The following is a 26,032-nucleotide window of genomic DNA, read 5'->3' as shown; positions in this document are numbered from 1 at the left end:
AGGCGGAGCGTAGCGGAGCCGAACGAAGCGAACCTGCCGGGTTGCGGCCGGCGATTTAGCCCGGATTTTTTAACTTTAAATACAGTTTTATGGAACAGGACAACAAATTACCCAAAGATTTCTTAAAGCAATTTACAAGCAAAGAAGATTTCCAATCATTTTTTAGCGAGCTCTACAAACAGGGCGTAGAGCAGATGTTACAAGCCGAACTTGATAGCCACCTCGGTTATGAGAAGCATGCCAAAGATGGCAACAATACCGGCAATAGCCGTAACGGCACCTACCCCAAAAAGGTAAAAACCCAGTCGCTGGGCGATATGGTGCTCAACATTCCCAGAGACCGTAACAGCGAGTTTGAGCCGCAGTTGATACCTAAAGGGCAGCGCATGAGCGATAAGCTTGAAGAGTCCATTATCGGCATGTATAGCCGGGGAATGACAACTTCCGATATCGTTGAACAAGTAAAGCAGGTATATGGTGTGGATGTGAGTGAAGGCACCATTTCTAATGTCACCAATCGTATCATAGAGCACATCAAAGAATGGCAGCAACGGCCACTGGAAGCAGTGTATTATACGGTCTGGATGGACGGTATTGTACTGAAAGTAAAGCAGAATGGCAAGTATATCAACAAGTGCATTTACCTGGTTATTGGTTTGAAAAACGATGGACTGAAAGAAGTTTTAGGCATGTGGATGGCTGAAACAGAATCAGCTTCTTTCTGGATGAGCGTACTAACCGATTTAAAAGCCCGGGGCGTGGAAGATATCCTGATCGCCTGCACTGATAATCTCAAAGGTTTTACAGATGCCATCAAAGGGGTATTCCCTGATACGGTAACCCAGCTCTGTGTGGTACACCAGATCCGCAACTCCTGCAAGTATGTGGTATGGAAAGACAGAAAGCCCTTCTGCGCTGATTTAAAGGACGTTTATGGGGCTGTAAATCGGGATGCGGCAGAAGCTGCTTTAGAAAAATTATCCGAAAAATGGGGGCATAAGTACCGCCACGCCATCGAGGCCTGGCGCAACAACTGGGACTGTCTTACCAGCTATTTTGATTTTCCGCTGGAAATCCGCAAAATCATTTACACCACCAATACCATCGAAAACCTGAACCGGGGCATCCGAAAATATACAAAAACAAAAGTACAGTTCCCCGATGATCAGGCCGCCTTAAAAGCTGTTTACATGGCTATTACTAATATCGAAAAAAAATGGAGTATGCCCATCCAAAATTGGGGGTTCATACTCCAGCAGTTCTTAACTATCTTTGACAACAGATGCCGCCTCTAAATGCAGTTGCTTAATCTATTTACACAATTTATTTTATACTCTCCTTTTTTAATCTGATCGATAGTGAATTTGAGTCTTTCCAATAGATTGTCATAGGTGATTATATCGACGACATTTTTGTATTTGCGCTTGACCACTTCAAAATCCCGCTTTTGTTCAGATGTGAGGTTATTCTCCCGGCCCATAATAATTATACCACCGGGATTGGTTATTTTAATATCGAACCCATTTGGTAATTCATTTTTATATGTGTTATTCAAATATTCTTCACCAGCCTCGCTCCATCGGTTAAGGTAGTATACGTATTTTTCAACTTGCATAACAGCACCCGACAGCTCTCGTAACGGGATAAAATTGTTTCTATAATGGTCATTAGTCATTATAGCTTTTTCAAACGGTCGTTTTATTTCGATAATATCCACGTTACCGTTACAGTCCACTAACAGAAGATCAAGAAATCGTTCTCTCACATCCCCGGCAATTCCGGCTTTTATTTTGACTTCTTTGAAAACGTAAATGTATTTAGGATAAATCAATAGAATGATCTGCAATATTTCCTGTTGCCATTGCCGTTCGTTGTACTGAGTTTCTTCCATAAGCATGCTTTCCAGCTTCCTATAGATTGTCTGATATTTGTATAGCTCAGTATCTTTAAATATTTTAGACAAGTTTGAGCCTTCCTTGGACAACTTTTTATTCATATACCGCTCGTAGACTTGTTCGGCATCTTTTACGTTGTCCAGATAATTTCTCAATACAGTTGCTATGCGGGCTTCGACATACCTTTTTCGTTCGTAAGATGTAGGGAAGTATCTGGTCAGTTTTTCAAAATCTTCAATTGGAACAGCAGTTTGATGGGGGCCTCCCAAATAAAAATCCAACTTAGATATCTTACTAATCGCATTAAAAATTGAAGCATTTGCATCTGCCACAAAATAGCCCAGTTTGAGTTCTATGTCTTTATGCAGGTAAATATCAAAAGCACTTGTAAGAATGCCGCGCTTTACTTTGTAATAATCATTTTCTAAATCACCAAACCAGAGGTATATTCCTTCCGGTTCAATATCCGAAAGAGAATCATCTACAAATTCCTCATCAATATCTTCTTTAATGACATCTTCTTCAGTAAAAAAAAATGTGCGTTTTACATGCACATTTCCGTCTGCCTTTAAACGTTCGCTAATCCAGTTATATTCCTTGTCTTCAGGCTGATAGAAAAATAGAAGTCTATTATCGCGTTCTAAGAAGTTAATCACTGTGAAATAATGTAAATATTTGAAAAAGAAGCAACACTACTTCACCTTTTCCAGCAGTTTCTTTAACAACTCCATCTTCTCCTTCTCCGCCTGCAATAAGCGCTCGTACAATTTCCGATTTTCGGCAATTTCTTCGGCCCATTTATCTATGGGATTAAAAGTGCAATGAAAATTAGCTTGTGAATTTTCGGTAAAAGTGTTAGCTACTGCACTATCATGAAATGTATTGGCAATAATATTCACGGCTTGTTCTTCATCAAAATTCTTAATCGCCTCCACGGGCACTTTTAATACATCGGCAATTTGCAGTAATAAAGGTTCTTCTATTACCTCTTTTTGTTCCAGCAGCGATATTTTACGCTGGTTCCAGTCATCACCCAAATCAGCAGCCAACGCTTCCTGCTTTATACCCAGCATTTCCCGGAATCGCTTCACATTTCTGCCCTGATGTATTGTTTTCTCCATAAGATTTGATTTTTATGCCTTTATAGCGTTTTTCAAAGATAAATAAATCGTCCTGCTAAAATACCTCATTTTTCCAATAAATTATCGCCTTTTCAGTTAGGATAGCGGCCGCAGCAGGTGGAGATTTAGGGCACAAATGCAAAAACTATGAAAAAGAAACCCACTCCCAAACAAAAACAGCGCAAGCCAAAGCCGGAACTAAAGTGGCAAACCGGGGCCTATGAGCGTTTTGCTGATTTCAATTTCATTCTACCGTATCAATTCCTGCTGCTCTGCCGCCTGATGGAGGTAACGCCGCAGGAGGCCCTAACTGATTTTATGGATGACCTGTCCTGCGGCAGTTGGAAACGTGAGGGTCGTGATCCTGCCAAAGAACACCTCATCAATTACTTTATTGCACACGGCTACGGACAAGAATATTATTCGGAAGCCGACATCCGGCAAATTTTTAAGGAAATGGATGCCGTTGGTCTACTGTTTCCACGGGAAAGTAATGGCAAAATGGTAGACCGGTATGCCAAATGGCGGGATAAACACCAAACCTGGTGGTTTAAAAAATGGTTTCGTAAACCCCGGCATATTAAAAATAGCTAACCATGAACGAACCAACCGTTGCTAACCATAAAGTGCTTTATCTGACTGAAGAGGATAAAGCCATTGCCACAAAGATGGTGGCTATCATTACTAAAATTGTGCAGGCAGACACCATCTTTGTTTTAGGCAAAAAAGTAAATACAGCTCAGAACATATTTATGCCGGAATGCGCTACTGGCACACGCACATCGGCTTTTTGGCTGCTGATATTGATTACCGGCGATGATAAGCGGCTTAAAATGTACCAGGACGAAATTGAACAAAAATGCAACTCGTCCACTGAGGTAAGTTGTATTGTAATGCAAACAAGCACTTTTGCACGCTGGTTTAATGAAAAGGATTCTTTTGCTTTAACCGTTTTATCAAACGCCCCATTTATTTGTAATACTAACCCCGAACTGAAAGAATGGAAAAAGGAAGCTGTGATGGAAACTATTCCGGAAACCGATAAAAAGGCATTTGAAAAGTGTTTCAAACTTTTTAACGAATACATTGCCGGGGCAGAACTTTTTACCGTAAGGAAACAGTACCGGCTGGCTCTTTTTATGTATCACCTGGCTACAGAATTGTTATTAACGGCCTTTATAAAATCCCAAACCGGTCTGGAGCTGCATATTCACAATATTAATCACCTTAATCATTACCTCAGCTTTATAGCTCCCGGTATTGCAGAGGAATTCCGTGGCACAACACAAAAGGAACAGGAAGCATTCCGGCTGCTTCAAAAGTCCTATTGCTCGGCAAGGTATGATGCGGTCTTTGAGGTTGTATACCCGCTGCTGGAAATTGTTTACAAAAAATTGATGATTACCATCCTGAAAATGAAAGCTATGAATATCTAGGCAGTACTACAAAATTACTGTCATTTCATTCGTTGAAGCATTTGCTCCATCTGGTGGATCTCCCTTTCCTGGGATTGGATGATTTGTTCTGACAACTGTTTTACTTCCGGATCTTTAATATTTGCATGTTTACTGGTCATGATGGCAGAAGAATGGTGAGGGATCATCGCCCTCATGTATTGCACATCACTGATAGGCGTTTGGCTACGTAAAGCAGTCAATGCCGCAATAAAAACAACAATTGCTGTCACAATGATGGCGCGGTTTGTTCTCCTATTGGGGTACATACTACCCATCATCCCGATCATAATAATGGCCATTGGTGCTACCATGATCAGCGCCATATAGATCCTGGTAAGACTGGTATGGTAGTGTTCCGCCTGATCCATATTTACAAACATGGCTAAATACATGACGAAAAATGAGATAATCATCATGATACCAAATTTTCTGTAACTCATATGTTTCATAGCTAAACGTTTTATGATTGATCAATAAAGTGCTATCTATGTTTTAATAACCTCAATAATCAGTCCATAAAAATCATAAAGGTCTGTACTTCTATTTTTTATTAGATCGGGAAGTTTTGCCAACACACCGGGAACTATCGGTAACAATGCCGATAATTCCCGATGTTAGCTTTGTAGCACCAACAAAAAATATTTTATTATGAAATGTAAACACTTTGCCTGGTTGTCTTTGGTGGCACTTCCTCTAATGATAGTTGCCTGTGACAAAAATGACAATAATATCCCGTCAACATCTACAACCACTATTACAGTTGAGAATGTGCTGGCCTCAAAGTTGCTGGTGGAATCGGGAATTTTTAAAAACGACGGGGCGTCACCCGTTATTATGCCTGGTGAGTCGATTTCTTTGAAGTTTTCAGCAGCCAAAGGTCAGGCCATCAGTTTTGCTACAATGTATGGCTGGTCGAATGACCTGTTTTTTGCACCTGCGGGTCCTGGCATTAAACTTTATGAGGATACTGGAACACCGATCGAGGGTGATGTATCATCACAGATTAGTCTGTGGGATAATGGGACCCGTATCAATCAGGTTCCTGGTGCGTCCGTATCGCATCCCGGCACTGCAGAAACAACACCTAAAAATATCATGGAAGTAAACGGAACAGATGCGCAGGGTAACACATATGCGGCGGCTTCAAAGTTGATGAATGCCACGTTACACTATGACGGTAATTCTATGTTTACACTAACGATTGCTAATGCCTCGGGCAGTACGTCTAATCCAACACCTTTCAGCCCGGGCGTATGGGCTATATCTTATATCGCTGGTGGCAACCTGCTGAACCCCAATCCGATCTATGAAGCCGGTAAACTCAGCGCCAATGGATTGACCAATATTGCCGAAATGGGTGATAACAGTGTACTTGGCAATTACATCGCCGGGCAAACGGGTACCTTTACCCCACTTTCGCCAGTGCTTGTTGTCGTTTACAGTGGTATTGATAACCCGATCTATAAAACAGGAGAGAAAGACCGTGGCAAAGGACTGAAAGAACTGGCACAAAAAGGAAATGCCAGCGGGTTAGCGGCCTACCTTAAAACCGTACAAGGTGTAAGGGATGTATATGTGCTGGCTGCGGAAGGTTCCACCGTTCTGTTACCTAAAATTGGCGGACAGGCAGGAAGTAGTGTTTCGCAGGAATTAATGGTTGCAAAAGGAGATCGCCTTGCTATTGCGACTATGTACGGGCTTTCCAACGACTGGTTCTTTGCATCTAAAGATAACGGTGTGGACGCAACCAGCAAAGGAGATATATCCTCCTCGATAGGACTGTTCGATGATGGCACTGCCGTGAACCAGTTTCCCGGTGCGGGTATTACACAGTTTAATCTGGCAGGAACTCCTTTGGAAGAGAGCAAAGCTATTGAAGCGGTGCCTAATCCCAACGCCTTTACTACATTGCCGGCAATACCGGAGATTATAAAAGTGACGCTCAAATAAGATAAAAAATGAGTACTTTAATAAAGATTGTTATTGCCGCTTTCCTGTCGGTGGCTTGTTCAATAGGTGGCGTTCATGCCCAGCAGCATAAAGAGATAAAATCACCCGGCATGAATGGTAAAATGAAAATGGAAGCAATGCCGAGTGTAATTCCGCAGAGACCGGAAGATATCAGCCCCTTGCTCTACGGAGAAAAGATTCCTATGGCGGTACTACCAAGTGCATCCGGTCAAATGGTTGATTTGAGCAAAGCTATTTCCAGGAAGCCGACCATCCTGGTATTTTACCGCGGGGGTTGGTGCCCCTATTGTTCCAGACAGCTATCCGGTTTACAGGAAGTGCTGCCTGAACTGGAAAAGCTGGGCTATCAATTGATTGCCATCAGTACCGACACCCCGGAGGGCCTTATGCAGTCAGCCCAAAAGGAAAAGCTAAGTTACCTATTGCTGTCAGATGCAGACCTCACATTATCCAAACAGGTTGGAATCGCTTATAAAGCGCCGAAAGGATACTGGGAAATGCTTCCTAAAACAACAGGAGGAAAAGATGCAGACCTGCTGCTTCCGGTACCGTCGGTGTTCATACTGGACAGAACGGGCACCATTCATTTTGAGTATATAAACCCGAATTTTAAACAGCGTTTAAGCCCGGATTTATTGAAAGCCGCAGCAGCGAGTATCCGGAAGAATCTTTAACGTTTTAAAAAACGAAAGAGAAATCGTGAAATATTGAATTTTGTAAAGACCTTTAACAGGCAAATATAAGGCAGGTTATGATCAGGGAATATGATGAAAAGGCGACATCAGCGCTATTTGTAATGCACCGCAATAACAAATTATTTTGTGGTAAAGGGCTTCGTACCGTGGGAAGCAATCCCATCAATACCTTTGTTTACAATAGCGGAGCAGCCCAGCAGGTTGTGATAGATGAGATCGCCTACAACATGCCTCCGCTGAGTATTTTACCACTGGTTTCCAATCAGCATTTCGTATTTCAACGCCCGGAAGCTTTGACCGCCTGGCAGTTTAACCGGGAATTTTATTGTATTGTGGACCATGATGCAGAAGTGGGTTGCGTGGGATTTCTTTTTTATGGCATCCGGCATCCCATGTTCATTAAATTAGATAAACAGGCTGCCGAAGAAATGACCCACCTGGAAAAGGTATTTTCCAGCGAATTGCAATTAAAGGACAACTTCCAGGGAGAGATGTTGCGTACGCTGCTGAAAAGAGTGATCATAAAGACTACCCGAATGGCAAAGTTACAGTGTGAAAGTTACCGGCAGTTTCCAGATGAACGAATGGATTTAATTCGAAAATTCTCGCTATTGCTGGAGATCCATTTTAAGCTGGAACACGAGGTCCGGTTTTATGCAGCCGCTCTCAATAAATCCCCTAAAACGCTTAGTAACGTATTTGCGCTGTTAAAGCATCCGCCACCATCGGTCCTGATCCGAAACCGTATTCTGCTGGAGGCCAAAAGGAACCTGCATTATACAGAAAAGTCTGCGAAGGAAATTGCTTATGAACTGGGCTTTGAAAGCCCGGCACATTTCAGCCGTTTTTTTAAGTTATATTCGGGTAGCAATATTTCAACCTTCAGGAATCTTTGACGGCATAGAGATAAAATACCATTTAATATAACGGCTTGGTCCGATCCCCGGTCATTCGATATCCGGAGGTACCGCGGTAGCAATTTAGCTACTTGTTAAAAATAAAAATCTATCCAACCGAATATTCCTTTAATAACTGCCGATAGCTGGAAAGGATGACCGATTTGGAAATAAATCCAATAAACCGGTTGTTTTCATCCGTCACCGGCAACTGCCAGGCATTCGTGTCATCAAAAATTTTAATAATTTCCGGTAATAGTTGCCAGGGATGAATAATGGCTACTGGTGCCTTCATTAATTGTTGTACCGAATGAATACCTTCCAGGTCTTTGTTAAACAGGATGGGCCGGATATCATCCAGGGTCAGGACGCCCGTCAAATGACCCACATCATCCAGGACAGCAAAAATATTCTTATTCCCATTTTTTATAGCCTCCTGTAAATCGGTAATTGTGTTGTGTGGGCTTATTATCTGGGATTGTTTGTCAATCAGATCTGCCGTATGAAGCAGCGACAACAGGTTTTTGTCATGCTCATGGGTAAAGATCTTTCCCTGCGTTGCCAATGCTTTGAAGTCAGGGGGCAACACTGAAAACCATCGTGCAATCAGGTAAGAAATAACGGACACAATCATCAGCGGAATGAACAAATCATATCCCAGGCTTGATTCGGCGATAAGGAAAATTGCGGTAAGTGGTGCATAAAGGGCGCCACTCATTACACCGGCCATGCCTGCCAGCACCAGGTTAGAAACAGGTACCTCCTCAAAGCCCAATTGTGTACAGATAACGGCAAATAAAAAACCCAGAGTGCCACCTGCAAACAAAGAGGGCGCAAAATTACCGCCATTACCGCCACTATGTATGGTAATAGATGTGGCAAATGCTTTTAAAAGACAGATCAATACTAAAAAAATAATGAGTGTCCAGTTACCGGTTTCAAAATACCTGAAAAAGCTGTTATGTAAAACGCCTTGCGCATTTCCATCTGCAAAAGCTTTCACTATAGTGTATCCTTCCCCAAACAATGGCGGTAGCAGCAGGCATAATAGAGATAGCGCTGCACCACCCAACATGGCAACCCGGAGCCGGGAGAGCCTTAGCTTTTTGATGAAATGCTCGATATATTGTGAAATGATCACAAAATACCGCGCATAAAATCCTGCTACCAGTCCCAATATTAAATAGTAGAGGATGTTATGGTAATTAAAGGACTGCCGGGCATAGAAGCGGAAGAGCACGTCATCCTCAAGCAATACTCTTGAAAGCAAACTGCCGCAGATGGCTGCAACTACCAGGGGAATAAAATCTGAAAAAACTACGCCGGTCAACAGTATTTCAAAGGCGAACATGATACCTGCTATCGGTGCGTTAAAGGCAGCGGCAATGCCCGCAGTAGCACCAGCTGCCAGCAATAAAGTCCGTTCTTTGTATCCCAGCTTATAGGTTTGCGCGTAGTTAGAGCCAATGGCGGCACCGGTCACAGCCATAGGACTTTCAAGGCCGGCGGAACCACCCAGCCCTACGGTTATAGCACTTTGCACCATTTGAGAGTACATTTTTACCCTGGAAATAATGCTCGAATTCTGGGCAATTTCATATAAAACGGCGCCGATCCCTTTGCGGTCCTGGCCTTTGAACACGGTAAGCACTGTTATGGTTGTCAGCACAATGCCTAAAAACGGGAAAACAATATAAAAAAGTACCTGGTACTCAAAATGCACTTTGGTTACAATTAACTGGTGTATATAGTGAACGACGGCTTTTAATAGCACCCCGGCAAGGCCAGCCGTACATCCCACAAGGATACCGGAGAGAATCAAAAACTGGTTACGGTTCAGGCGGTTTTTTAACCAAAATAGTACCAGCTCATAACTGCGCACTTTCTCCAGGCTATACTTTTGAAAATCTCTTTTGAATTTTAGGAAACTGATGTACTTCTTTTTATTATGAAATTCCACAAAGTTTACTGTTAAAGTATGGGTAGCGCTCCTTAAATAATGACAAACAGCAACTTTTGTCGTTATCCTGTCTTTTAGAACACCAGAATACTTGCGATGAAATGGGGCAAAGTTAGGCGAAAGGCATGGTTATACCTCAGACTGGATTACTTTGCATGATATCCGGAAGAAGTAGTCTGCCTGCTACCTTACCTCCGATACTTTCCGGATCATGTGCAACTGACGGAGATCGTCAGAAGCCGGAGATTCGAATACTTCAAGATGGAAATATTTAATTGCCGCAAGCAAATGATCGAAGAGGTCAGCCATTGTATCTTCGAAGTAGCCCCAGTTTGTTCCATTGGTAAACATGTACAACTCCAAAGGAAGCCCATGTTCAGTAGGTGCTAATTGTCGTACCATTAAGGTCATGTTCTTATGTATTTCCGGGTTATGCTTTGCATAAGAAAGGATATAAGACCGGAAAAGGCCCACATTAGTCATTCTGCGGCCATTAACTGGAACGGTGCTGTCAACCTGGTATTTTTGGTTATATGCCCGGATTTCTGTTTCCCGTTTATCAATATATTCTTTTAAGAGCTGGATCTTTTTGAGCGCTTCAATCTCTTCAGAGGCCAGGTAGCGAATGGAAGAAATTTTAATATTGATGGCCCTTTTTATCCTTCTTCCCCCACTTTCCTCCATGCCGCGATAGTTTTTAAAGGCGTCGCTCAACAGCGTGTAAGTAGGAATAGTAACGACTGTTTTATCAAAATTGCGCACCCTCACATTGTTCAGGTTAATTTGCATCACGTCCCCATCTACCCCATATTTAGGCATCTCGATCCAGTCTCCGACTCTAATGGAATCGTTTGCCGAAACCTGGATGCTGGCAACAAAACCCAAAATTGTGTCCTTGAACACCAGCATCAGGATAGCCGAAGCAGCACCCAGAGATACCAAAAAAGACCAGGGGGAGCTGCCTGTGAGAGAAGATACGATCAAAGTGCCGGACATAAATATTAAAAAAATTTGTACAACCTGCAGGTAGCTGTCCAGCGGCTTGTCTGCAAAGGCCTTCGTTCCGGCCATCAGGTCTCTTATCGTTTTTAAGATACTGCTTACCAGTTGATACGTACAAATAATGATCAAGATCTCAAGAAACTTTTCCAGGCCGGCTGTGAACCGGGGAAACCCTATAAAAACATAGGGCAGCAATTGCCGGGTTAAAATGACAAGGATCAGCCTGCTGGCCGCATCAAGTGCTTTGTTCTCCATCAGCCTGTCGTCCCAGGTCCAGCGGGTACGTGCAATAACTTTATGTAATAATTCCTTAGCTATCTTGCGAACGATGTAGTCTGCAATCAGCACGATCAATAAAGTGGCGAATAGCAAGCTGATACTGGTAAAAATATGGGCCGCTTTATCTGAAATATTTAATTTTTGCCAGATATCATACGTCCATTGATATACATCACTACTGTCAGGAACAAGGGTACTGCCATCGATGTTAATACTGCTTAAAAAAGTCATATTAACAAGCAAACGTACCCATTTTGTAGCGGGCAAACAAACTTTGAGTGAGAAAATTCAAACTCAAATGCTTTTTTCATAAAAACACAGGTTTGCAACTGATATGTAATCGGGAAACTGAAAAGACAATCTAATTCGATATATCGGTAATATAGGAGGCGATCTTAGTTCAAAAATGGTATTTTTGAAACCTGTAATGCTCGGTTGAAGCGCTTAAAATTAATCAATGATAAAATATCATATCCGTAAAATTGCGATTGCAACAAATTTTAGTGAGGAATCAGATAATGCAGTGTATCAGGCCGCAGAGATAGCAAAAAAACATAATGCTGAATTGGATATTATACATGCGGTATCTCCGGCAGAATCAAGAAATAAAAAGGCCGAATTTGTTCAGGCTGCTTACGACCGGTTAAAAATGTACCGAGATCGGATCCTAAATGAATTTGACATCGAATCAAAGGTTTTTGCACGTGTTGGTGACGTGGCTGCATTTATATATAAGTACTGCATTGAAAACAAAACAGATCTTTTAATTATCGGCGTACTGAATGGTGTTAAGCGATATTTCAAAGAATCCATGGCCTATGAAATTATTATGAAAATTGAATGCCCGGTGCTTTCCATTCCGCTCAGTTTTAAAAAGGCAGATTTTTACAAAATCTTATTTCCCGTTCGTGACGTTGAAGGCGTTAAAGAAAAACTCGTTCATTCCCGGCCTTTTATCCAAAAAGATAACTCGGAGCTACACATTGTTTGCCTTGGGCAACCGGATTCATATAAGGTTAATGAAGTTATTGAGCTGGCTCAGAACCAACAAATACAATTTTCAATTTCAGATTTTGATGCTGACTCGAAAAAAAATATTGCTCCCGGAGTTATTTTAGCTGCAAAAGAAAGGCAAGCTGATATGATTGTAATTAACGCTACTTCTGAAAAACAGTGGTACAACATATTCGGTGAAAACTATACGGAATACATCTTAAAGGAAGCAGCAATGGCAGTCTTATCAATAACGCATCTTTTTGAATCAGCAAATCTATCTGATATAAAATAGTCGTTAAATCTATTTCTTAGATTTTTAGTTCCCATCCAGGCTTCGCTAAAACAAAAAAGTTGCCTATTTTTAAGCAGAAGATGATGATCATTATTTTGTTAAGCTATGGGTAATCAAAACAAGTTTTTCAGAGGAATTCGACTAACAATTGCACGGTTATTTAATCTGCATCTCGAAAAGGCAAATGAAGCGGATGTTGTCCAGTCCATTAAAAAAGGCGTTGAGTTCAGGGGGCCTAACTTGTGGACACTGATCTTTGCTATATTTATCGCTTCAATTGGTTTAAATGTCAATTCGACTGCCGTAATCATCGGCGCCATGCTGATCTCTCCGCTTATGGGACCCATTATGGGTATAGGCCTGGGCATTGCGGTCATCGATATTGATCTTGTAAAAAAAGGGAGCCGGAATCTGTTGACAGCCACGTTGATCAGTATTGCCACTTCCGCATTATATTTTTGGATCACTCCACTGCATGATGCGCAAAGCGAGCTACTGGCCCGTACTACACCTTCTATATGGGATGTTTTTATTGCTTTTTTTGGAGGACTGGCGGGCATTGTAGCCAGCACCAGGAAAGAGAAAAGTAATGTAATTCCGGGGGTTGCCATCGCTACGGCATTGATGCCACCGCTTTGTACTGCAGGTTTCGGGCTGGCTTCGGGAAACTTCTATTATTTTCTGGGCGCGATTTACCTGTATTTCATTAACAGTGTATTCATTTGCCTCAGCACTTACCTGATTGTACGGTTTCTGAATTTCAGGAAAGTGCAATTCGAAAATCAAACCTATGGTAAAAAAGTGTCCCGCTATATCCTGCTTATTGTGACTGCAGCAGTAATCCCAAGCATCTACCTGGCGTACAAAATAGTGGACAAAAGCATATTTGAGTCCAATGCCCAAGCGTTTGTAAACAACCAGTTCCGGTTTAAAAACACACAAGTTGTCAATAAGACCTTTCGTTACCGATCTGACAGCAGTGAGATTGACTTGCTGCTTATTGGACAAACACTGCCTCAACTTACTATTGATACTATCTCACAAAAGTTAAATCAGTATCGGCTAAATGATGCCAAACTGGTTGTACGGCAGGGATTGGATGCGAAACAACAGATTGACTTTAGCCAGATAAAAGCAAGCATCCTGGAGGACGTATTTAAAGAAGATTCGGCACGGAACTCATCCCTACAGGAGACGGCGGCTGCTTCCCGGGAACTACCCGATCTCAGGGCCGAGCTGAAAGCTTTATACCCTGGATTAATGTATTATACCGGGTCCCGATCAATTATTTACCGAACAGATACCCTGGCTACCGATACCATTACTTTATTTGTGGCCAACTTTTCAAAGGCCCCCACCCGTGACGATCGCCTTAAAATGCAACAATGGCTGAAAGAACGCCTCCAGACAGATTCAGTAAGATTGATTGTGCAATGAGTCGTTATTTTTCCCCAGAGAATTTTAATTTGCTGATCAGCTTTCCAACAGAAAGCCCCTGAACGAGTATAGAAAATAACACGACTATAAAAGTAATAGAAACGATAATTTCCTTGTAGGTACTGGGTGGCAGGGATAATGCCAATGCAATAGAAATACCACCCCTTAAACCACCCCAGGTCATTACATAGATCGTTTTAATTCCCAATTTTCTTTTAAACCCAAATATTAAAGAAGGGAAATACAAGGAAAAGAAGCGGGATACTACGACCAGCGGGGCAATAACCAAGCCAGCAAAGATCATTTCCCGGTTAAAAGAAACCATAACAATTTCCAGCCCGATTAGCATAAAAAGAACAGCATTCAACACCTCATCTACAACCTCCCAAAATTTCCCCATATAGTCCCGTGTTATGTCACTCATAGCTTTGGCCGCGCCCCTGTTACCCGTCATGATACCAGCAACCACCATAGCCAAGGGACCGGATACATGCAGGTAATGACAGAGGCTGTATCCTCCCATAACCATTGCCAGGGAAATGAGGATCTCGGTTTGAAAATGGTCGATTGCTTTCATCATGCGGTATCCGGTAAAGCCGATAAGTGCACCCGCTACCAGGCCGCCCAGCGCTTCTCTTCCAAACAATTTAATAATTTCCATTACACCGAACTGTTCCGGGCCCCACGCTGCTATGCCCAGCAGCGTAGCAAAAATGACTACACCAATACCGTCATTAAAAAGAGATTCTCCAACAATGTTGATTTCCACTTTCTGTGGGATGCGCGCCTTTTTGAGAATACTCATAACCGCAATTGGGTCTGTGGGAGAGATCAGCGCTCCGAACAGCAGACAATAGATGAATGGGACGGGTGCAGCAAATAATTGCGCCAACTCATACATGATAGCTCCAACACAAAAAGTGGAGATAAGCGTTCCTATTGTCGCAAATGTAAGAATGCTTTTAGCCTCCTTACGCAGTTCGGGTACTTTCACATGCATGGAGCCTGCAAAAAGCAAAAAACTCAACAAGATACCGAGCAGGAACTCGGAAAAATTGATCAGCTCCAGTTTTTGCTGGATCATTGCTTTGAACCCCGAAGAAAAATAACCTGATACAATCAAGCCGAGTGATGCCAGCACCCCCATCAGCATCAGACTGATACCAGATGGAAATTTAAACAACCGGACATTTATATAAGAAAAGAATGCCGCCAGCGTAATAAGCACCGAAAAGAGAATAAACAGTTGCATAGAAATTATATTATCTAAAATTTAATTTTTTAAATTATTGACTATCAATAAAAATTGCCTATTCTTTATAGTTATTTAAACAATAAAACGTTAGACAATATTAGTCAAAACTCTCACTCTCTGTATATAAATCTTTTTGCAAAATATTATTGACTTTCATTTTAAATTTATAATAGCGCCTCAATATAGCTCCGTGATCCAACAGGAGTGCGGTAGTTAACGGTTTGACAAATAAACAACTACCAGAATCAAGAAATTCACCGCCTACTTTATGTTGAAAAACCGTACAACAGAATTGAAGACCTTATGTCGTTCAATGCAGAAATCGATAAAATAGAAAATGACAAGCGCCGCCTTTATAGTTTAAGAGATAATAACAGATAAAAAAACGATTGGTACAACGAGATTAGCCACTTTTCCCCGAGTGCTGATATGCATAGGTTCTTGGTTTTTACCCTTATAAAATACCAGTTTTACCTGCTTTATTAATCAACGCAGCTGTATTAGCCGCATCAAATTTTTCTATTAAACTTTTGCGATGGGTGTTTACAGTGGGTACGCTGATAAATAGCCTTTCTGCAATTTCAGCATTGGTGAGTCCTTCGGCGACTAACTGCAGCACTTCTTTTTCCCTGCGGGTGATAATAGGAGTTTTATCCTCATTTTTTTTAAGTGTAGTTGCTGCTTCAAAACTCAAGTACGTTTTGCCCTGTCTTACGGCGAAGATGGCTTCCAGTAGCTCTTTTTGGGTTGCATTTTTCAATATGTATCCCGATGCGCCATTGTCGGTCATATTACGGATAATGGACTGTTGGTTAAAAGTGCTTAATCCCAGTACAAAAACGAATGGATAATTTTGCTTAACTTCCTTGCACAACTCTATGCCGCTCATATCGGGCAGGCTCACGTCCATCAGTATTATGTCGGGCTGCTGTTGCTTCAGAAAAGCCAGGCAGGATGCCGCATTCATGGCATGTCCTATCCACTCAATATTCTTTTCTTTTTGAAGCAGCGAGCGGATACCTTCTATTACCATGTAGTGGTCGTCAACTATAAAAATTTTTGTTTTCATGAAGCTGATTATTGAATAGGTATCAACAGAGCATCTTAAATACTGATTTCAATTAAAACGGAAGTGCCATTATTAACTGTCGATCTTATATCCAAATTTCCGTTGAGAAATTCTACCCGGTTTTGGATGTTATTCCAGCCAATTCCTTTGGCTTGAGTCAATTCATCAGTGTCAAAACCTTTGCCATCATCTTCCACAGTAATTGTTAACAATTTACCTTGTTCTGTAAGTTGCGCCTGAACAAGTACATTTTTGGCCGCCGCATGCTTGACTACATTGTTCACCAGCTCCTGTACAACACGGTAAATCGTAACGGCAACGGTTTGCTCAAAGAGGGCATTGTCCATTCCTAGCGATTGATAGCTTGCACAAATAATACCACTGCGGTCAATTTCATTGCAGAATTCTTTTAACGCTGTGTCCAGCCCGTATTTTACGAGCGTTTCCGGCATCATATTGTGTGCCACACGGCGCATTTCTTTTATGGAGCTGTCCAACATGTCAATACTCCGTTCAAATGCTCGCGCATTATCGGGCGTGAGAATGAGATTTTCTTTCATATTCTGAAATGAATATTTAATGCCGCTGAGCATACCTCCTAAACCATCGTGCAGATCTTTAGCCAATCTTGTACGTTCCTGCTCTTCGCCTTTGAGTACAGCTTCTGTGGCGGTAAGTTGTTTTTCGGTTTCTAATTCGTTTATTTTTGCCTGTTGTAGTTTTTGTTTATTCTTATAGCTCTTGTACCCCAGTAAGCCAATAAGAATCGCGCAGAAAGCCGCACCAGCGAGCAAATAATTGAGGATGCTTTTTTGTTTTAATTGAACTTGCTGAAGTTTTATTTGGGATACTTTTTTTTCGACGTCATATTTTGTTTCAAGTTCTTCAGTATAAAAATTAAGCTCTTTCAAATTTGTTGCTCTTACTAAAGAATCATATTTGAAGGTATAGGTTTCTCCCGCCTTTATTTTCCCCTGTAGGTAGTAGAAAATGGAATAGGTTTGATAAGCATTTCGTAATGCATCTGCATTTCCGTCTTTATTGGCTATTTGTATTGCACTGTCTAACTGGATTTTGGCATTAATATAATTTTCTTGTGCCATAAAATTTAGAGCGTAAGAGACGTTTAATTCCGGTGTGTTTTTTTTATCTTGCTGTGTTACACTTATTTTTTTTAATTCATTCGAATAGAAGGCAACTTCCCTGATATTCCCGTTTTTAAAATTATCGTAACAAAGATTGATTAGAGCATTATTGATATTATCTGCATCTGCTTCCTTTTTTGCAAAGTCCAGTTGCTTTTTGCCAATACTAATGGCACTGTCAAGAATATTTAGTTGGGAGTAGCTGGCGGCCAAGTTATTTAGCCCCATAGCAATTGCGAAAGAATTGGCAAAGTGTTTTCCATATTCAACGGCCTTCCGGGCGTGTATAATTGCTTTATCGAATTGTTCTAAATTATAGTAAGTAGCGGAGGCCGTAAGATGTCGGACGGGGAAACTAATGCTATCCTTTGTTCTTTCAGAAAGATCAAGGCTTTTTAATATACAATTAATCGCCTCTTTTTTATTACCAAAGTGATTGTACACTGCCGCAAGATTGTTATAGCTTTTGGCTAATAACTTCAAGTCATTTTCTTTTTCGGCAACATCTCTACTGTGCAATGCATGTTTAACAGCGTTTTTGTAATCGTTTTGGTAATAGAAGTATTCAGAAAAGCCCGCATTAATAAAAAAATCAAATTTCTCAGTCTTCAGCTTTTTGGCTAGTGTATTTGCCTGGTCTAAGTAATAATAAAAGCTGTCGTAATTTTTACTGGAGTATAATTTTTCAATGTTTAGTAATAGCCTGATTTTAGCTGTATCCTCTTTGGCAGTAACCAGCCCTTTCAGCAAACTGTCTTTTTTATTTCCTGTCTGTGAAATAGCCGAAACAGACATAGCAGCCAAACAGATAGATTGCACGAATAGCCTTTTTATCATTTTTGAGCAACTTGGCAACATAATGGTTGCAATTTACATTTGAAGTTATCATGTTTTCTCATCTTTTTTGATGATTTTTTTAGTGGCATTCCAAAAATCATCTTTTTTAACGATTGTGCGACTAATAATAGCATGGCAATTTTGTTTCTAAAAAAAACAGATGAAAACCATTCTTTCAGTCGCATTGTCAACGGCAGTATTATTTTTTTCCTGTAAGAAGGATAAAGAAGCGGACATTATATTACCAACCGTAACCATCATTCCCGTTAACGCCACAACAAGTAGTGAAGCAATGGCGGGGGGCGAAATCAGCAATCAGGGCTCTGCTGCAGTGACTGCCCGTGGTGTTGTATGGGGTGCCGCTGCCAACCCCACCATTGATCTGACCTCCAGAACCAGCGATGGGGCAGGCGCTGGTTCTTTCACTTCTTCCAAATTCCAGGGCCAATTCGGTCGTTATATCCGGTAACGATGTATACGTAGCAGGTTTTATTGACAATGGTTCAAATTATGTAGCCACATACTGGAAAAATGGCACAGCAATAGGACTTACTGATGGTATCAGAACAGCCACGGCCAGTTCCATCTTTGTATCGGGCAGTGATGTGTATGTGGCAGGATATGAAAATAGCGGCTCAGTGGATGTAGCCTGTTATTGGAAAAACGGCGCTAAAGTGGTTCTTCCTAATGTTACAAGTGGTGGAAAATATTCCCGTGCTAATTCCATCTTTGTATCTAGCAGCCATGTATATGTTGCCGGGTATCAGTTTAACGGTACTATTGAGATTGCCAAATACTGGAAAAACGGCGTTAGCATTGATTTAGGGACTTATTCTTCTCGTGCAAATTGCATCTTTATATCCGGCAGCGATGTATATGTAGCGGGTTATGAAAAAGGGGCTGCTAAGTATTGGAAAAATGGCGTGGAAACCAGCTTTACCGCTACCGCATCTTATTCTGCAGAAGCTAAATCCATCTTTGTATCTGGCAGCGATGTATATGTTGCAGTAACCGAATACGACTTTCCTTCGGGGGAGAAAGCCAAATATTTTAAAAATGGTGTGGAAACTATTTTGTCAACCGGCGACCGGTCCGGTGCGTTTGGCATTTTTGTGAAATAGATTTTTCTATTGCCACGAAGGTTTGAGGACAAGAATGGAGAAATTTGGAACCTCCGTGCCTTCGTGGCAATTTCCAGATAAAAATCATCTTTTTTAATGATTGTGCAATCAATAATAGCATTGTAATCTTGTTTTATAAAAAATTAACAGATGAAACCGATATTACTTTTCATAATGATTACAACCATTGCCATAGGTGTTTTTGCCCAGAAGCAAACCTTTGATATTGTAAGCTATACACCGCCCGCAAATTGGAATAAAGATACCAAAGGCGATTATGTTTCTTACTCCAGAATTGACGGAGCAAGCTGGAGCCAGATTGCCGTTTATAAAAGCAGACAAAGCAGTGGAAATATTGAAGAAGATGCACAAAAAGACTGGCAGGATATTGTTTTGGCGGGGCATACTATAGAACAGGAGGACAAGACGATGCCAAAATCTGACGAAGGCTGGCAGGTAATGAGCCGGAGCGGCATATGGCAATACAATGGCACAAACGTAGCAACGGTGCTTACGACTTACAGCAATGGAAATGTTTGTGTAAGTGTTTTGTGGAACGGCACTGCGCAACCCTATATGAAAAACCTGAAAGATTTTATTGCCAGTATAAACTTGGATGCCAATAACGTAATACAGAAAAACAACAGTGTAATGAACAATCAAAACAATAATCTGGAAACGATGGACGATAACAATCCAGCAAGCGTTTCTGAAACTTTTTCCATTGCCGGTTTATGGACCTATTATGTTTCAGAGGGAGTCGGGTTGTCCGGATACATGAGAAGGGAATACCAATTTAACATGGACGGGACTTATACATACCGCAACAAACAATGGCTTACTACAGCGCCCAATATTATTTTTATGCACGAAACCGGAACTTATACAGTGCAGGGCAACCAACTCACCCTTACACCTAAAAAGGGGAAAGCAGGATTTTGGGGAAAGAAGTCAAGCACTAAGGAATGGGGGCCATTGAAAAAGTCATCCAACTATAAACTGGAAAAAACTACTTATACTTTTGAGACAATTAACGACCCAACTTATGGTAATGCGGTTATACTAAAAGCCGCAAATGCTACACAAAGAGACGGAGCTCAATCAAACAATGATAATAATCCAATTGAAGTGAGGTATAGCCTAAGAACATCAGCATCATCTATTGACAATCCGCCGGGATTCAAATTATAATTTGCATAAAAATGAAAATAGCAATGAAAAATATTTTTCTATGGATATTGGCTTTTGTCTGTATCCACAATGCAGCGGCTCAGCAAAAAAATCCCACTACAACAAAAGAAATGCGGGATAAAATCAAACAGGCGCAGCAGCAGTTGGATAAACTGACACCGGAACAAAAAAAGATGATGGAGCAAATGGGCATGTCAACCACGGTTCCATCAATGCCCAACGGCATTACCGATGCAGATGTTAAAGCAGCAGTAAACGGAGATGCTTTCAGTGTGCCTTCAAAAAATACGGTGCTCATCTCTGCTATCTCTAAAATAACCGTAACAACAGCCACGCTGCCTTCCTACATAAAGTCGTTGAACGATTATATTGAAAAAGGCATTAGCAATGATGCAAAAATATTTGCACAGCAGGTGTATGCAACCCTTAAGGCAAATCAATTCGATGCAGCTTCTATCGGGAATGCATCGCTTGGTTATTGGACAATCGGTAACTTGGAAATTGCTGTATACATCATGGGGCGTGCCTGCACCGACAATGCCACAGACGCAGATTTGCTGAGCAATTTTGCCGCCATGCTAAGTATGGGCGGGGCGCCACATAGAGCCATTCCGCTGTTGGAATATCTCAATAAACAATACCCCGGCAATACAACGATACTCAACAACCTGGGGCAGGCCTGGTTTTACCTGGGCGAAACAGATAAGGCCAATGAACAATTGAATAAGGTGGTAAAAGCATTTGCTTATCACCCGCAGGCAAACTATACACAATGCCTTATTGAGCAAAGCAAAGGCAATACGCCTAAGGCAATAGAGAAAATGAAAAACTCCATTGCCTACAGTTATTCGCTGGATAAATTAAATATGCTGCGCAAACTGGGCTATAAAGTAAAAGGAAGCGATATGCGTATTCCGTTTCGCCTCGATCCGGATCCGTTGGGGCTAAAAAAGTTTATCCGCCCCGATGTTCCCATGTCTTATGCCGATGAATTAAGATTAAGCGCCGACTGGGATGCTTTTCAAAAACAGGTAAATGAAAAAAGCATGCAATTGGCAAAAGACCTTATTCCTTACCAGCAGACAAATAATCAAAGAGCCCAACAGGCTTATGAAAAATTTGCCGGTAAAAGCGCAGGACAAATCCTGCAAATGAAATCCGATAATGCAACGGAAAGCAAATTGTACCAGGCTACTGCCCAACGCAACCTAGAAGAAATGAATAAGGATGGTGGCGCCGCTTACCGTTTAAAGGTTGCAAAAAAACAAATTGATGATTTGATAAAAGATTTTAAGGCTAAGGATGAAGCACAACGCAAATCCATTGAAAAACAAAACAGCATTAAGGCGGAACAGGAAACTGAACTGGCCAAAAAAGGAGAAAACCTGGGGTATGATAACTGCGTGGTGCAACAAAAATACAGCGATTGGGTTTATACCAATTACAATAAACCCTTAGAAGAAGCGTATAAAAATTATTTACACCAGTTGTATTTAAAAATTACGGAAGAATTGTACTGGGAGCAGTTTGTGCAAGATGAAGCTACATTTGAAGCCACCAAAATTGCGGCCAAAAAGGAATGGCTGGTTGCCCTTGGAAATACAAGATACATTGCTACCAATAAATATGGCGATTGTAAAGCGGCCGAAAAGAAAACATCAAAATATAAACTTGCCGACTTTGATGATATGCACTGCATATACAAATCGATGCTGGATTTTAGGGTGTGTACCATGATATTTGAGTGTGGTAAGTCGTCTATATCATTTGACGCCGGTCGGCTTAGTGGCAATTTTCATTTTAAATCTGATAATACCGGAAAAGAACGTTTCGTAAAAGGCACTATGGAAGCAACGGTAATTGATAAAAGTGTTTCTGCCGGTAAAGGCCCGCTACAGGTGGGCGCATCGGTAAAAGCCGGTATGGGTATAGAATTTACCAACCGGGGAATAGAAGACGTATATGCCACTGGGGAAGCTAAAGTGACAACAGGTTCCAATACGGTAAGCGACCCGGCCGGTATAGTAAGCGACCCCAGTGTGAGCATTACTGTTTCAGGCCGAATGAGTTTGATTTCAGGAAATATGAGCGGCGGAATAAGTGGGTTTGGTAAGTGACATAGATATTTTCATTAAAAATAAATTTTCAAAAATAATTGGACGTCATGAATAAAATATTTATTGGTGCAATAATACCTGTTGCGCTATTATCCACTACTGCCCACGCACAAGACTGCAAAACCAGCGCCGAGGTGGAAACGATGCCGGGAAAATACCAACCTGCCGCACAATATCCCTGGCCTGCTGTAAAGGCTGAATATTTCAAAAATATGGTCACCGCGCCGGATAAAGCTATGGTTAAAAAGATATTAGCCGATATAGAAAATATTGAAGCGAAAACGCATGTCAGTCTTACCCTCACCGGCGGTAATTGGGAAAATATTTATTCAACAAAAGGATACGCTTATTTGGGCAATACCAGGCTGGGACAATACAGCTTTGAAGCTTCGCTGCACGAGTTTTTTTGCCTGAATGGTAAACTGAAACGTAACGACGAAGCCGGAACCATTTTGCGGATTTATGTAAATGCTATTCCCTTCAACACACTTAGTCGTTTTTTAGATTATCCCTTTGGCAGCAGCCTGGGGGAATATGACTTTGGTTTTCAGTTCCTGGATTGGGAAAATCATAAGCCCGTTAATGTAAATGATCCGTTAATCCGGTTGTTCAATTATTTTTACTGTAATAATGAACAGTTGATTGACGCCATTAACTCCGGAAAAAAATATTTCCAGGATGTGGCCGAAAAAGACATCAAACCCAACAACCGAAATAATTTTATTTATCGCTATTGGTTTGTGAAGAAAAAAGATGTTCCTGTTTTAGTTCCGGTAAGCCGAAAAGAATATTTGCAAAGTCTTTTAGAATATTACGAAAGGGAAAAATTATATTTTCCAAAACTGATTTCAGAATTAAGCTCCAATCACAACAAAGGTATTGAACATAATTATGGAAACTGGGAAGCCGATGTAACCGATAAAATAGGCAAAGTAAAAAAAGCGCTAAGTGAACAGAAAGATGAATGGCTGCAGCAGCAAGCTGTCGTAAACAAAATAGAGGATGCTTCGCAAAATTACAAAGCAAAGCTAAAAGAGAAAACTAATTACAATCGGTTTTGGAGATTTTATGATAGGGAAGACAAAAGCCAGCCACTTTATAAAATAAATCCCGATTATTTCAAGAGAAACAACGTAGGTGCCGCTACTCCACAGTTAATAACAGTTGCCTTCCGGTATGTAACTATACCTTCTTCTCTTAGAATTCTAAACAATTTTACGGAATATTTTGATTTTGAGGCTTTAAAAAAACTGTTGAAGTAGCAATAAATTATCTATCAGAAAATTCGATCACCTTCTGGATCAGAAGATAGTTCGTAGCCATGTAGTTGAAAGTTTCTCCCGGTTTAGCCAGGAGCGGCAGGCGTTGTACCAGTTTCCAGGCGCTATCTTCTCCACGCCCGCCAACTGGTCCGCCAGTACGATCATCTTCAACATCTGGCAGGCCGGATACATGTTCCATCAGTTGTCTAAGTGTAATACTCTGCCAGCTTTGAGGCAAGCTGTCTACGTGGCGTCCTATAGGATCATTGAGACGAACTTTGCCCTCCTCGACTAGTTGCATTAATGCTACGCCAGCAAAGATCTTTGCAATAGAATTAATCGAAAAAATGGTACTATCGCTTACCGGAATATTAAAAGCCACATCGGCAATTCCTTTTGAAGCGGAGAAAACCACACAGGTTCCTTTTATAACTGCAATTTGTAGACCGGGAATCTGCTTCTGTTTCATCTGTGTTATCAGATAGCGGTCTGTCTTTTCATTTGGGGTCCGAGCAATGCTGGTTGCGTACAGCAGTGTTTGGGCAATGCAGAGAGCACATAATTTTTTCATATATTAAAAGTAATAAAGTTTGGGATGCGGCGTTCAATCATGAATTACAAAGTCCCTTTAGATCGTCATTAATTATATTTGGATTAGTTATATTGCAATTCTATTTCAGATACCGTTTCTTTAATTAATTTCATATCATTCCGAGCCAACCATAATTCTTTAACCTTCATTGCAGCTTCCTCTGGAGTAATGCGGATATACTTGTAGAAGTCCTTTGTTCTTTTATGACCGCTGATCTTCATAATGAGCTCAACCGGCGTACCTGCTAGAAACTCGTTAGTACAGAAAGAACGGCGTGCAGTATGAGATGTGATCCACTCATATTTTGGCTTGGTCACCGTTATTGTTTGGTTGCCTTTTTTGTAGGAAAACTTTACTATTTGGGTAATTCCCGCAAGTTTCCCAATGGTCTTAATATGTCTGTTAAATTCAGGATTTGTCAACTCTGGTATGCGATCGCGGAACTGACGGGTAAAGATCAATTTTGCTTCGTGCCGTAAAGGAATAATCACCCAATGGTCGGATTTTTCCTGCTTTTTATAGAGCATATCCCTTTGGAGATCCTCTGGTCGAAGAGTTGAAAAGTCTGAAAACCGCAGCCCTGTTAAACAAGCTAGAACAAATAAATCCCTGTACTCTGTAAGATGGGGATGTTCTGACAGATCGGTTTGGTAGATTTTGGCGATCTCCTCATGGGTGAGGTATATGGCGTCGCTTTCTTCCTCCGGTATTCTGAAATCAGACAGGTCGATGGGCTTAATAACTTTTCTTTTGACCCGGTCTTTAATAAAACCCCGGAGATGCTTGATCGTTTTTCCAATAGTGTTTAATTTAAGCCCGACCAGCAATGTTTTTCTGCGGATATGTACATGCTCAAACGTCAGGTAGTCCACAAAATCTTCATAGAAGCTAAAATCAAAGCTATCAAAAGTGATCTGCTGATTACGGAATTCCTCGAAGGCGAGCAAATGGGACTTTACGTTACCATAAACAGTTAGAGTGGCTTTACTTACCTTCCGTTTCTTGGATTTTATAAACTCATCAAATTGATAATAAACACTAAGCTTGTTCTTCTTTTCGGTTTCCTGTTTTTCTGCGGCTTCTTTTTCTTTTGCTTCAATATCATCAAAGTCAAAAGTCGGCGAAAAATGTTTCTTTGTAAACTCAGCGCGGGCCTCAATTGGAATTTTCTTTAATCCGGCATAGGTAACAATGTCTTCTACAATTTTTTTCAGTCGTTTTAGCTCATTATTGAGCTCGTTGTAATCACCATGCGTTGCAGGTAGCCGATCACTAATACTGCGGCTTCCGTTATCCCAATAGATGGGTGGAATTTTGACATCCGTTCCAAATAAAGGTTTCTGATTTTCATTGCAACAATACTGAACAAAAATGGAGCAGGTTCCATCAGCATGAACCCGGTTTTTTCGACAAATTAGCTTAATTGGGAGAGACATAACCTG

Annotated in this window: 23 protein-coding genes; 13 read left to right on the top strand and 10 right to left on the bottom strand. The window is 41.2% G+C overall.

Annotated elements, in window-relative coordinates:
• The first annotated feature begins 89 nt into the window (after positions 1-89).
• Complete coding sequence (locus A8C56_RS09500) at positions 90-1,295, top strand: IS256 family transposase (protein WP_067755002.1); 1,206 nt, start codon at positions 90-92, stop codon at positions 1,293-1,295.
• Here the strand turns inward: A8C56_RS09500 and A8C56_RS09495 are convergent.
• Together A8C56_RS09495 and A8C56_RS09490 are read right to left on the bottom strand one after the other, a co-directional pair.
• Positions 1,292-2,551, bottom strand: coding sequence for a Shedu immune nuclease family protein (locus A8C56_RS09495; RefSeq protein ID WP_067754999.1), 1,260 nt, complete (start codon positions 2,549-2,551; stop codon positions 1,292-1,294). The genes A8C56_RS09500 and A8C56_RS09495 overlap by 4 nt on opposite strands.
• A gap of 36 nt (positions 2,552-2,587) precedes the next feature.
• Positions 2,588-3,016, bottom strand: coding sequence for a helix-turn-helix domain-containing protein (locus A8C56_RS09490; protein WP_067754996.1), 429 nt, complete (start codon positions 3,014-3,016; stop codon positions 2,588-2,590).
• A gap of 147 nt (positions 3,017-3,163) precedes the next feature.
• On the opposite strand from A8C56_RS09490, the gene A8C56_RS09485 reads away from it, so the two are divergent.
• The gene (locus tag A8C56_RS09485) at positions 3,164-3,610 is read left to right on the top strand and encodes a hypothetical protein (protein WP_067754993.1); all 447 of its coding nucleotides are present in this window, start codon (positions 3,164-3,166) and stop codon (positions 3,608-3,610) included.
• Positions 3,611-3,612: 2 nt separating this feature from the next.
• Entirely contained in the window at positions 3,613-4,452 is an 840-nt protein-coding gene (locus tag A8C56_RS09480; protein ID WP_067754990.1) for a HEPN domain-containing protein, read from the top strand.
• 20 nt (positions 4,453-4,472) lie between these two features.
• Here A8C56_RS09480 and A8C56_RS09475 read toward each other — a convergent pair whose 3' ends face one another.
• Positions 4,473-4,841: a DUF305 domain-containing protein gene (locus A8C56_RS09475; RefSeq protein ID WP_218917272.1), complete on the bottom strand. Its 369-nt coding sequence runs from the start codon at positions 4,839-4,841 to the stop codon at positions 4,473-4,475.
• A 280-nt stretch (positions 4,842-5,121) separates the two neighbouring features.
• Here A8C56_RS09475 and A8C56_RS09470 point away from each other — a divergent pair, with 280 nt between their 5' ends.
• The 3 genes from A8C56_RS09470 (at position 5,122) to A8C56_RS09460 (ending at position 8,035) form a co-directional block, all read left to right on the top strand.
• Positions 5,122-6,423 carry a spondin domain-containing protein gene (locus A8C56_RS09470; RefSeq protein WP_084490136.1) on the top strand — a complete coding sequence of 434 codons (1,302 nt, stop codon included), beginning with the start codon at positions 5,122-5,124 and terminating at the stop codon, positions 6,421-6,423.
• An 8-nt stretch (positions 6,424-6,431) separates the two neighbouring features.
• Positions 6,432-7,118 (top strand): peroxiredoxin-like family protein, encoded by a 687-nt coding sequence (locus A8C56_RS09465; protein ID WP_067754981.1) that lies wholly within the window; start codon positions 6,432-6,434, stop codon positions 7,116-7,118.
• 77 nt (positions 7,119-7,195) lie between these two features.
• Positions 7,196-8,035: an AraC family transcriptional regulator gene (locus tag A8C56_RS09460; RefSeq protein WP_067754978.1), complete on the top strand. Its 840-nt coding sequence runs from the start codon at positions 7,196-7,198 to the stop codon at positions 8,033-8,035.
• 109 nt (positions 8,036-8,144) lie between these two features.
• Here the strand turns inward: A8C56_RS09460 and A8C56_RS09455 are convergent, their stop codons facing one another.
• Together A8C56_RS09455 and A8C56_RS09450 are read right to left on the bottom strand one after the other, a co-directional pair.
• Positions 8,145-9,995: a chloride channel protein gene (locus tag A8C56_RS09455; RefSeq protein ID WP_067754975.1), complete on the bottom strand. Its 1,851-nt coding sequence runs from the start codon at positions 9,993-9,995 to the stop codon at positions 8,145-8,147.
• A 183-nt stretch (positions 9,996-10,178) separates the two neighbouring features.
• Positions 10,179-11,519, bottom strand: coding sequence for a mechanosensitive ion channel family protein (locus A8C56_RS09450; protein WP_067761822.1), 1,341 nt, complete (start codon positions 11,517-11,519; stop codon positions 10,179-10,181).
• Positions 11,520-11,733: 214 nt separating this feature from the next.
• Between A8C56_RS09450 and A8C56_RS09445 the strand changes: the two genes are divergently transcribed.
• A complete protein-coding gene (locus A8C56_RS09445; protein ID WP_067754972.1) occupies positions 11,734-12,564 on the top strand; it encodes a universal stress protein in 831 nt (276 codons plus the stop codon).
• A 105-nt stretch (positions 12,565-12,669) separates the two neighbouring features.
• A complete protein-coding gene (locus A8C56_RS09440) occupies positions 12,670-14,001 on the top strand; it encodes a TIGR00341 family protein (RefSeq protein ID WP_067754970.1) in 1,332 nt (443 codons plus the stop codon).
• A gap of 4 nt (positions 14,002-14,005) precedes the next feature.
• Here the strand turns inward: A8C56_RS09440 and A8C56_RS09435 are convergent, their stop codons facing one another.
• The 3 genes from A8C56_RS09435 to A8C56_RS09425 form a co-directional block, all read right to left on the bottom strand.
• Positions 14,006-15,184, bottom strand: coding sequence for a cation:proton antiporter (locus tag A8C56_RS09435; RefSeq protein ID WP_245645819.1), 1,179 nt, complete (start codon positions 15,182-15,184; stop codon positions 14,006-14,008).
• 526 nt (positions 15,185-15,710) lie between these two features.
• On the bottom strand, positions 15,711-16,325 hold the full coding sequence (locus A8C56_RS09430; protein WP_067754964.1) for a response regulator: 615 nt from the start codon (positions 16,323-16,325) through the stop codon (positions 15,711-15,713).
• A 35-nt stretch (positions 16,326-16,360) separates the two neighbouring features.
• Entirely contained in the window at positions 16,361-18,289 is a 1,929-nt protein-coding gene (locus A8C56_RS09425; RefSeq protein WP_169818759.1) for a tetratricopeptide repeat-containing sensor histidine kinase, read from the bottom strand.
• Between the two features lie 178 nt (positions 18,290-18,467).
• Here A8C56_RS09425 and A8C56_RS24435 point away from each other — a divergent pair, with 178 nt between their 5' ends.
• The 5 genes from A8C56_RS24435 to A8C56_RS09400 all read left to right on the top strand — a co-directional run bounded on the left by A8C56_RS24435 (position 18,468) and on the right by A8C56_RS09400 (position 23,998).
• Positions 18,468-18,776 carry a hypothetical protein gene (locus A8C56_RS24435; RefSeq protein WP_157097935.1) on the top strand — a complete coding sequence of 103 codons (309 nt, stop codon included), beginning with the start codon at positions 18,468-18,470 and terminating at the stop codon, positions 18,774-18,776.
• The gene (locus tag A8C56_RS09415; protein ID WP_067754956.1) at positions 18,709-19,428 is read left to right on the top strand and encodes a hypothetical protein; all 720 of its coding nucleotides are present in this window, start codon (positions 18,709-18,711) and stop codon (positions 19,426-19,428) included. The genes A8C56_RS24435 and A8C56_RS09415 overlap by 68 nt, the downstream gene beginning before the upstream one ends.
• Before the next feature lie 150 nt (positions 19,429-19,578).
• Positions 19,579-20,619 carry a hypothetical protein gene (locus A8C56_RS09410; protein WP_157097933.1) on the top strand — a complete coding sequence of 347 codons (1,041 nt, stop codon included), beginning with the start codon at positions 19,579-19,581 and terminating at the stop codon, positions 20,617-20,619.
• Positions 20,620-20,642: 23 nt separating this feature from the next.
• Entirely contained in the window at positions 20,643-22,736 is a 2,094-nt protein-coding gene (locus tag A8C56_RS09405) for a tetratricopeptide repeat protein (protein WP_157097932.1), read from the top strand.
• 47 nt (positions 22,737-22,783) lie between these two features.
• Positions 22,784-23,998, top strand: coding sequence for a hypothetical protein (locus A8C56_RS09400; protein WP_067754947.1), 1,215 nt, complete (start codon positions 22,784-22,786; stop codon positions 23,996-23,998).
• A 7-nt stretch (positions 23,999-24,005) separates the two neighbouring features.
• On the opposite strand, the gene A8C56_RS09395 is transcribed toward A8C56_RS09400, so the two are convergent.
• Both A8C56_RS09395 and A8C56_RS09390 read right to left on the bottom strand, forming a co-directional pair.
• On the bottom strand, positions 24,006-24,569 hold the full coding sequence (locus A8C56_RS09395) for a serine hydrolase domain-containing protein (protein WP_067754943.1): 564 nt from the start codon (positions 24,567-24,569) through the stop codon (positions 24,006-24,008).
• An 83-nt stretch (positions 24,570-24,652) separates the two neighbouring features.
• Complete coding sequence (locus A8C56_RS09390) at positions 24,653-26,026, bottom strand: site-specific integrase (protein WP_067754940.1); 1,374 nt, start codon at positions 26,024-26,026, stop codon at positions 24,653-24,655.
• Positions 26,027-26,032 lie beyond the last annotated feature (6 nt).

This window comes from Niabella ginsenosidivorans (assembly GCF_001654455.1).
Lineage (GTDB): Bacteria > Bacteroidota > Bacteroidia > Chitinophagales > Chitinophagaceae > Niabella > Niabella ginsenosidivorans.
This window is presented reverse-complemented; position numbering and strand designations above follow the sequence as displayed.

Coding starts and splice junctions, on each gene's coding strand:
- A8C56_RS09500 (WP_067755002.1), top strand. CDS start 90: ATGGAACAGGACAACAAATTACCCAAAGATTTCTTAAAGCAATTTACA.
- A8C56_RS09490 (WP_067754996.1), bottom strand. CDS start 3,016: ATGGAGAAAACAATACATCAGGGCAGAAATGTGAAGCGATTCCGGGAA.
- A8C56_RS09485 (WP_067754993.1), top strand. CDS start 3,164: ATGAAAAAGAAACCCACTCCCAAACAAAAACAGCGCAAGCCAAAGCCG.
- A8C56_RS09480 (WP_067754990.1), top strand. CDS start 3,613: ATGAACGAACCAACCGTTGCTAACCATAAAGTGCTTTATCTGACTGAA.
- A8C56_RS09475 (WP_218917272.1), bottom strand. CDS start 4,841: ATGGATCAGGCGGAACACTACCATACCAGTCTTACCAGGATCTATATG.
- A8C56_RS09470 (WP_084490136.1), top strand. CDS start 5,122: ATGAAATGTAAACACTTTGCCTGGTTGTCTTTGGTGGCACTTCCTCTA.
- A8C56_RS09465 (WP_067754981.1), top strand. CDS start 6,432: ATGAGTACTTTAATAAAGATTGTTATTGCCGCTTTCCTGTCGGTGGCT.
- A8C56_RS09460 (WP_067754978.1), top strand. CDS start 7,196: ATGATCAGGGAATATGATGAAAAGGCGACATCAGCGCTATTTGTAATG.
- A8C56_RS09445 (WP_067754972.1), top strand. CDS start 11,734: ATGATAAAATATCATATCCGTAAAATTGCGATTGCAACAAATTTTAGT.
- A8C56_RS09440 (WP_067754970.1), top strand. CDS start 12,670: ATGGGTAATCAAAACAAGTTTTTCAGAGGAATTCGACTAACAATTGCA.
- A8C56_RS09430 (WP_067754964.1), bottom strand. CDS start 16,325: ATGAAAACAAAAATTTTTATAGTTGACGACCACTACATGGTAATAGAA.
- A8C56_RS24435 (WP_157097935.1), top strand. CDS start 18,468: ATGAAAACCATTCTTTCAGTCGCATTGTCAACGGCAGTATTATTTTTT.
- A8C56_RS09415 (WP_067754956.1), top strand. CDS start 18,709: ATGGGGCAGGCGCTGGTTCTTTCACTTCTTCCAAATTCCAGGGCCAAT.
- A8C56_RS09410 (WP_157097933.1), top strand. CDS start 19,579: ATGAAACCGATATTACTTTTCATAATGATTACAACCATTGCCATAGGT.
- A8C56_RS09405 (WP_157097932.1), top strand. CDS start 20,643: ATGAAAAATATTTTTCTATGGATATTGGCTTTTGTCTGTATCCACAAT.
- A8C56_RS09400 (WP_067754947.1), top strand. CDS start 22,784: ATGAATAAAATATTTATTGGTGCAATAATACCTGTTGCGCTATTATCC.
- A8C56_RS09395 (WP_067754943.1), bottom strand. CDS start 24,569: ATGAAAAAATTATGTGCTCTCTGCATTGCCCAAACACTGCTGTACGCA.
- A8C56_RS09390 (WP_067754940.1), bottom strand. CDS start 26,026: ATGTCTCTCCCAATTAAGCTAATTTGTCGAAAAAACCGGGTTCATGCT.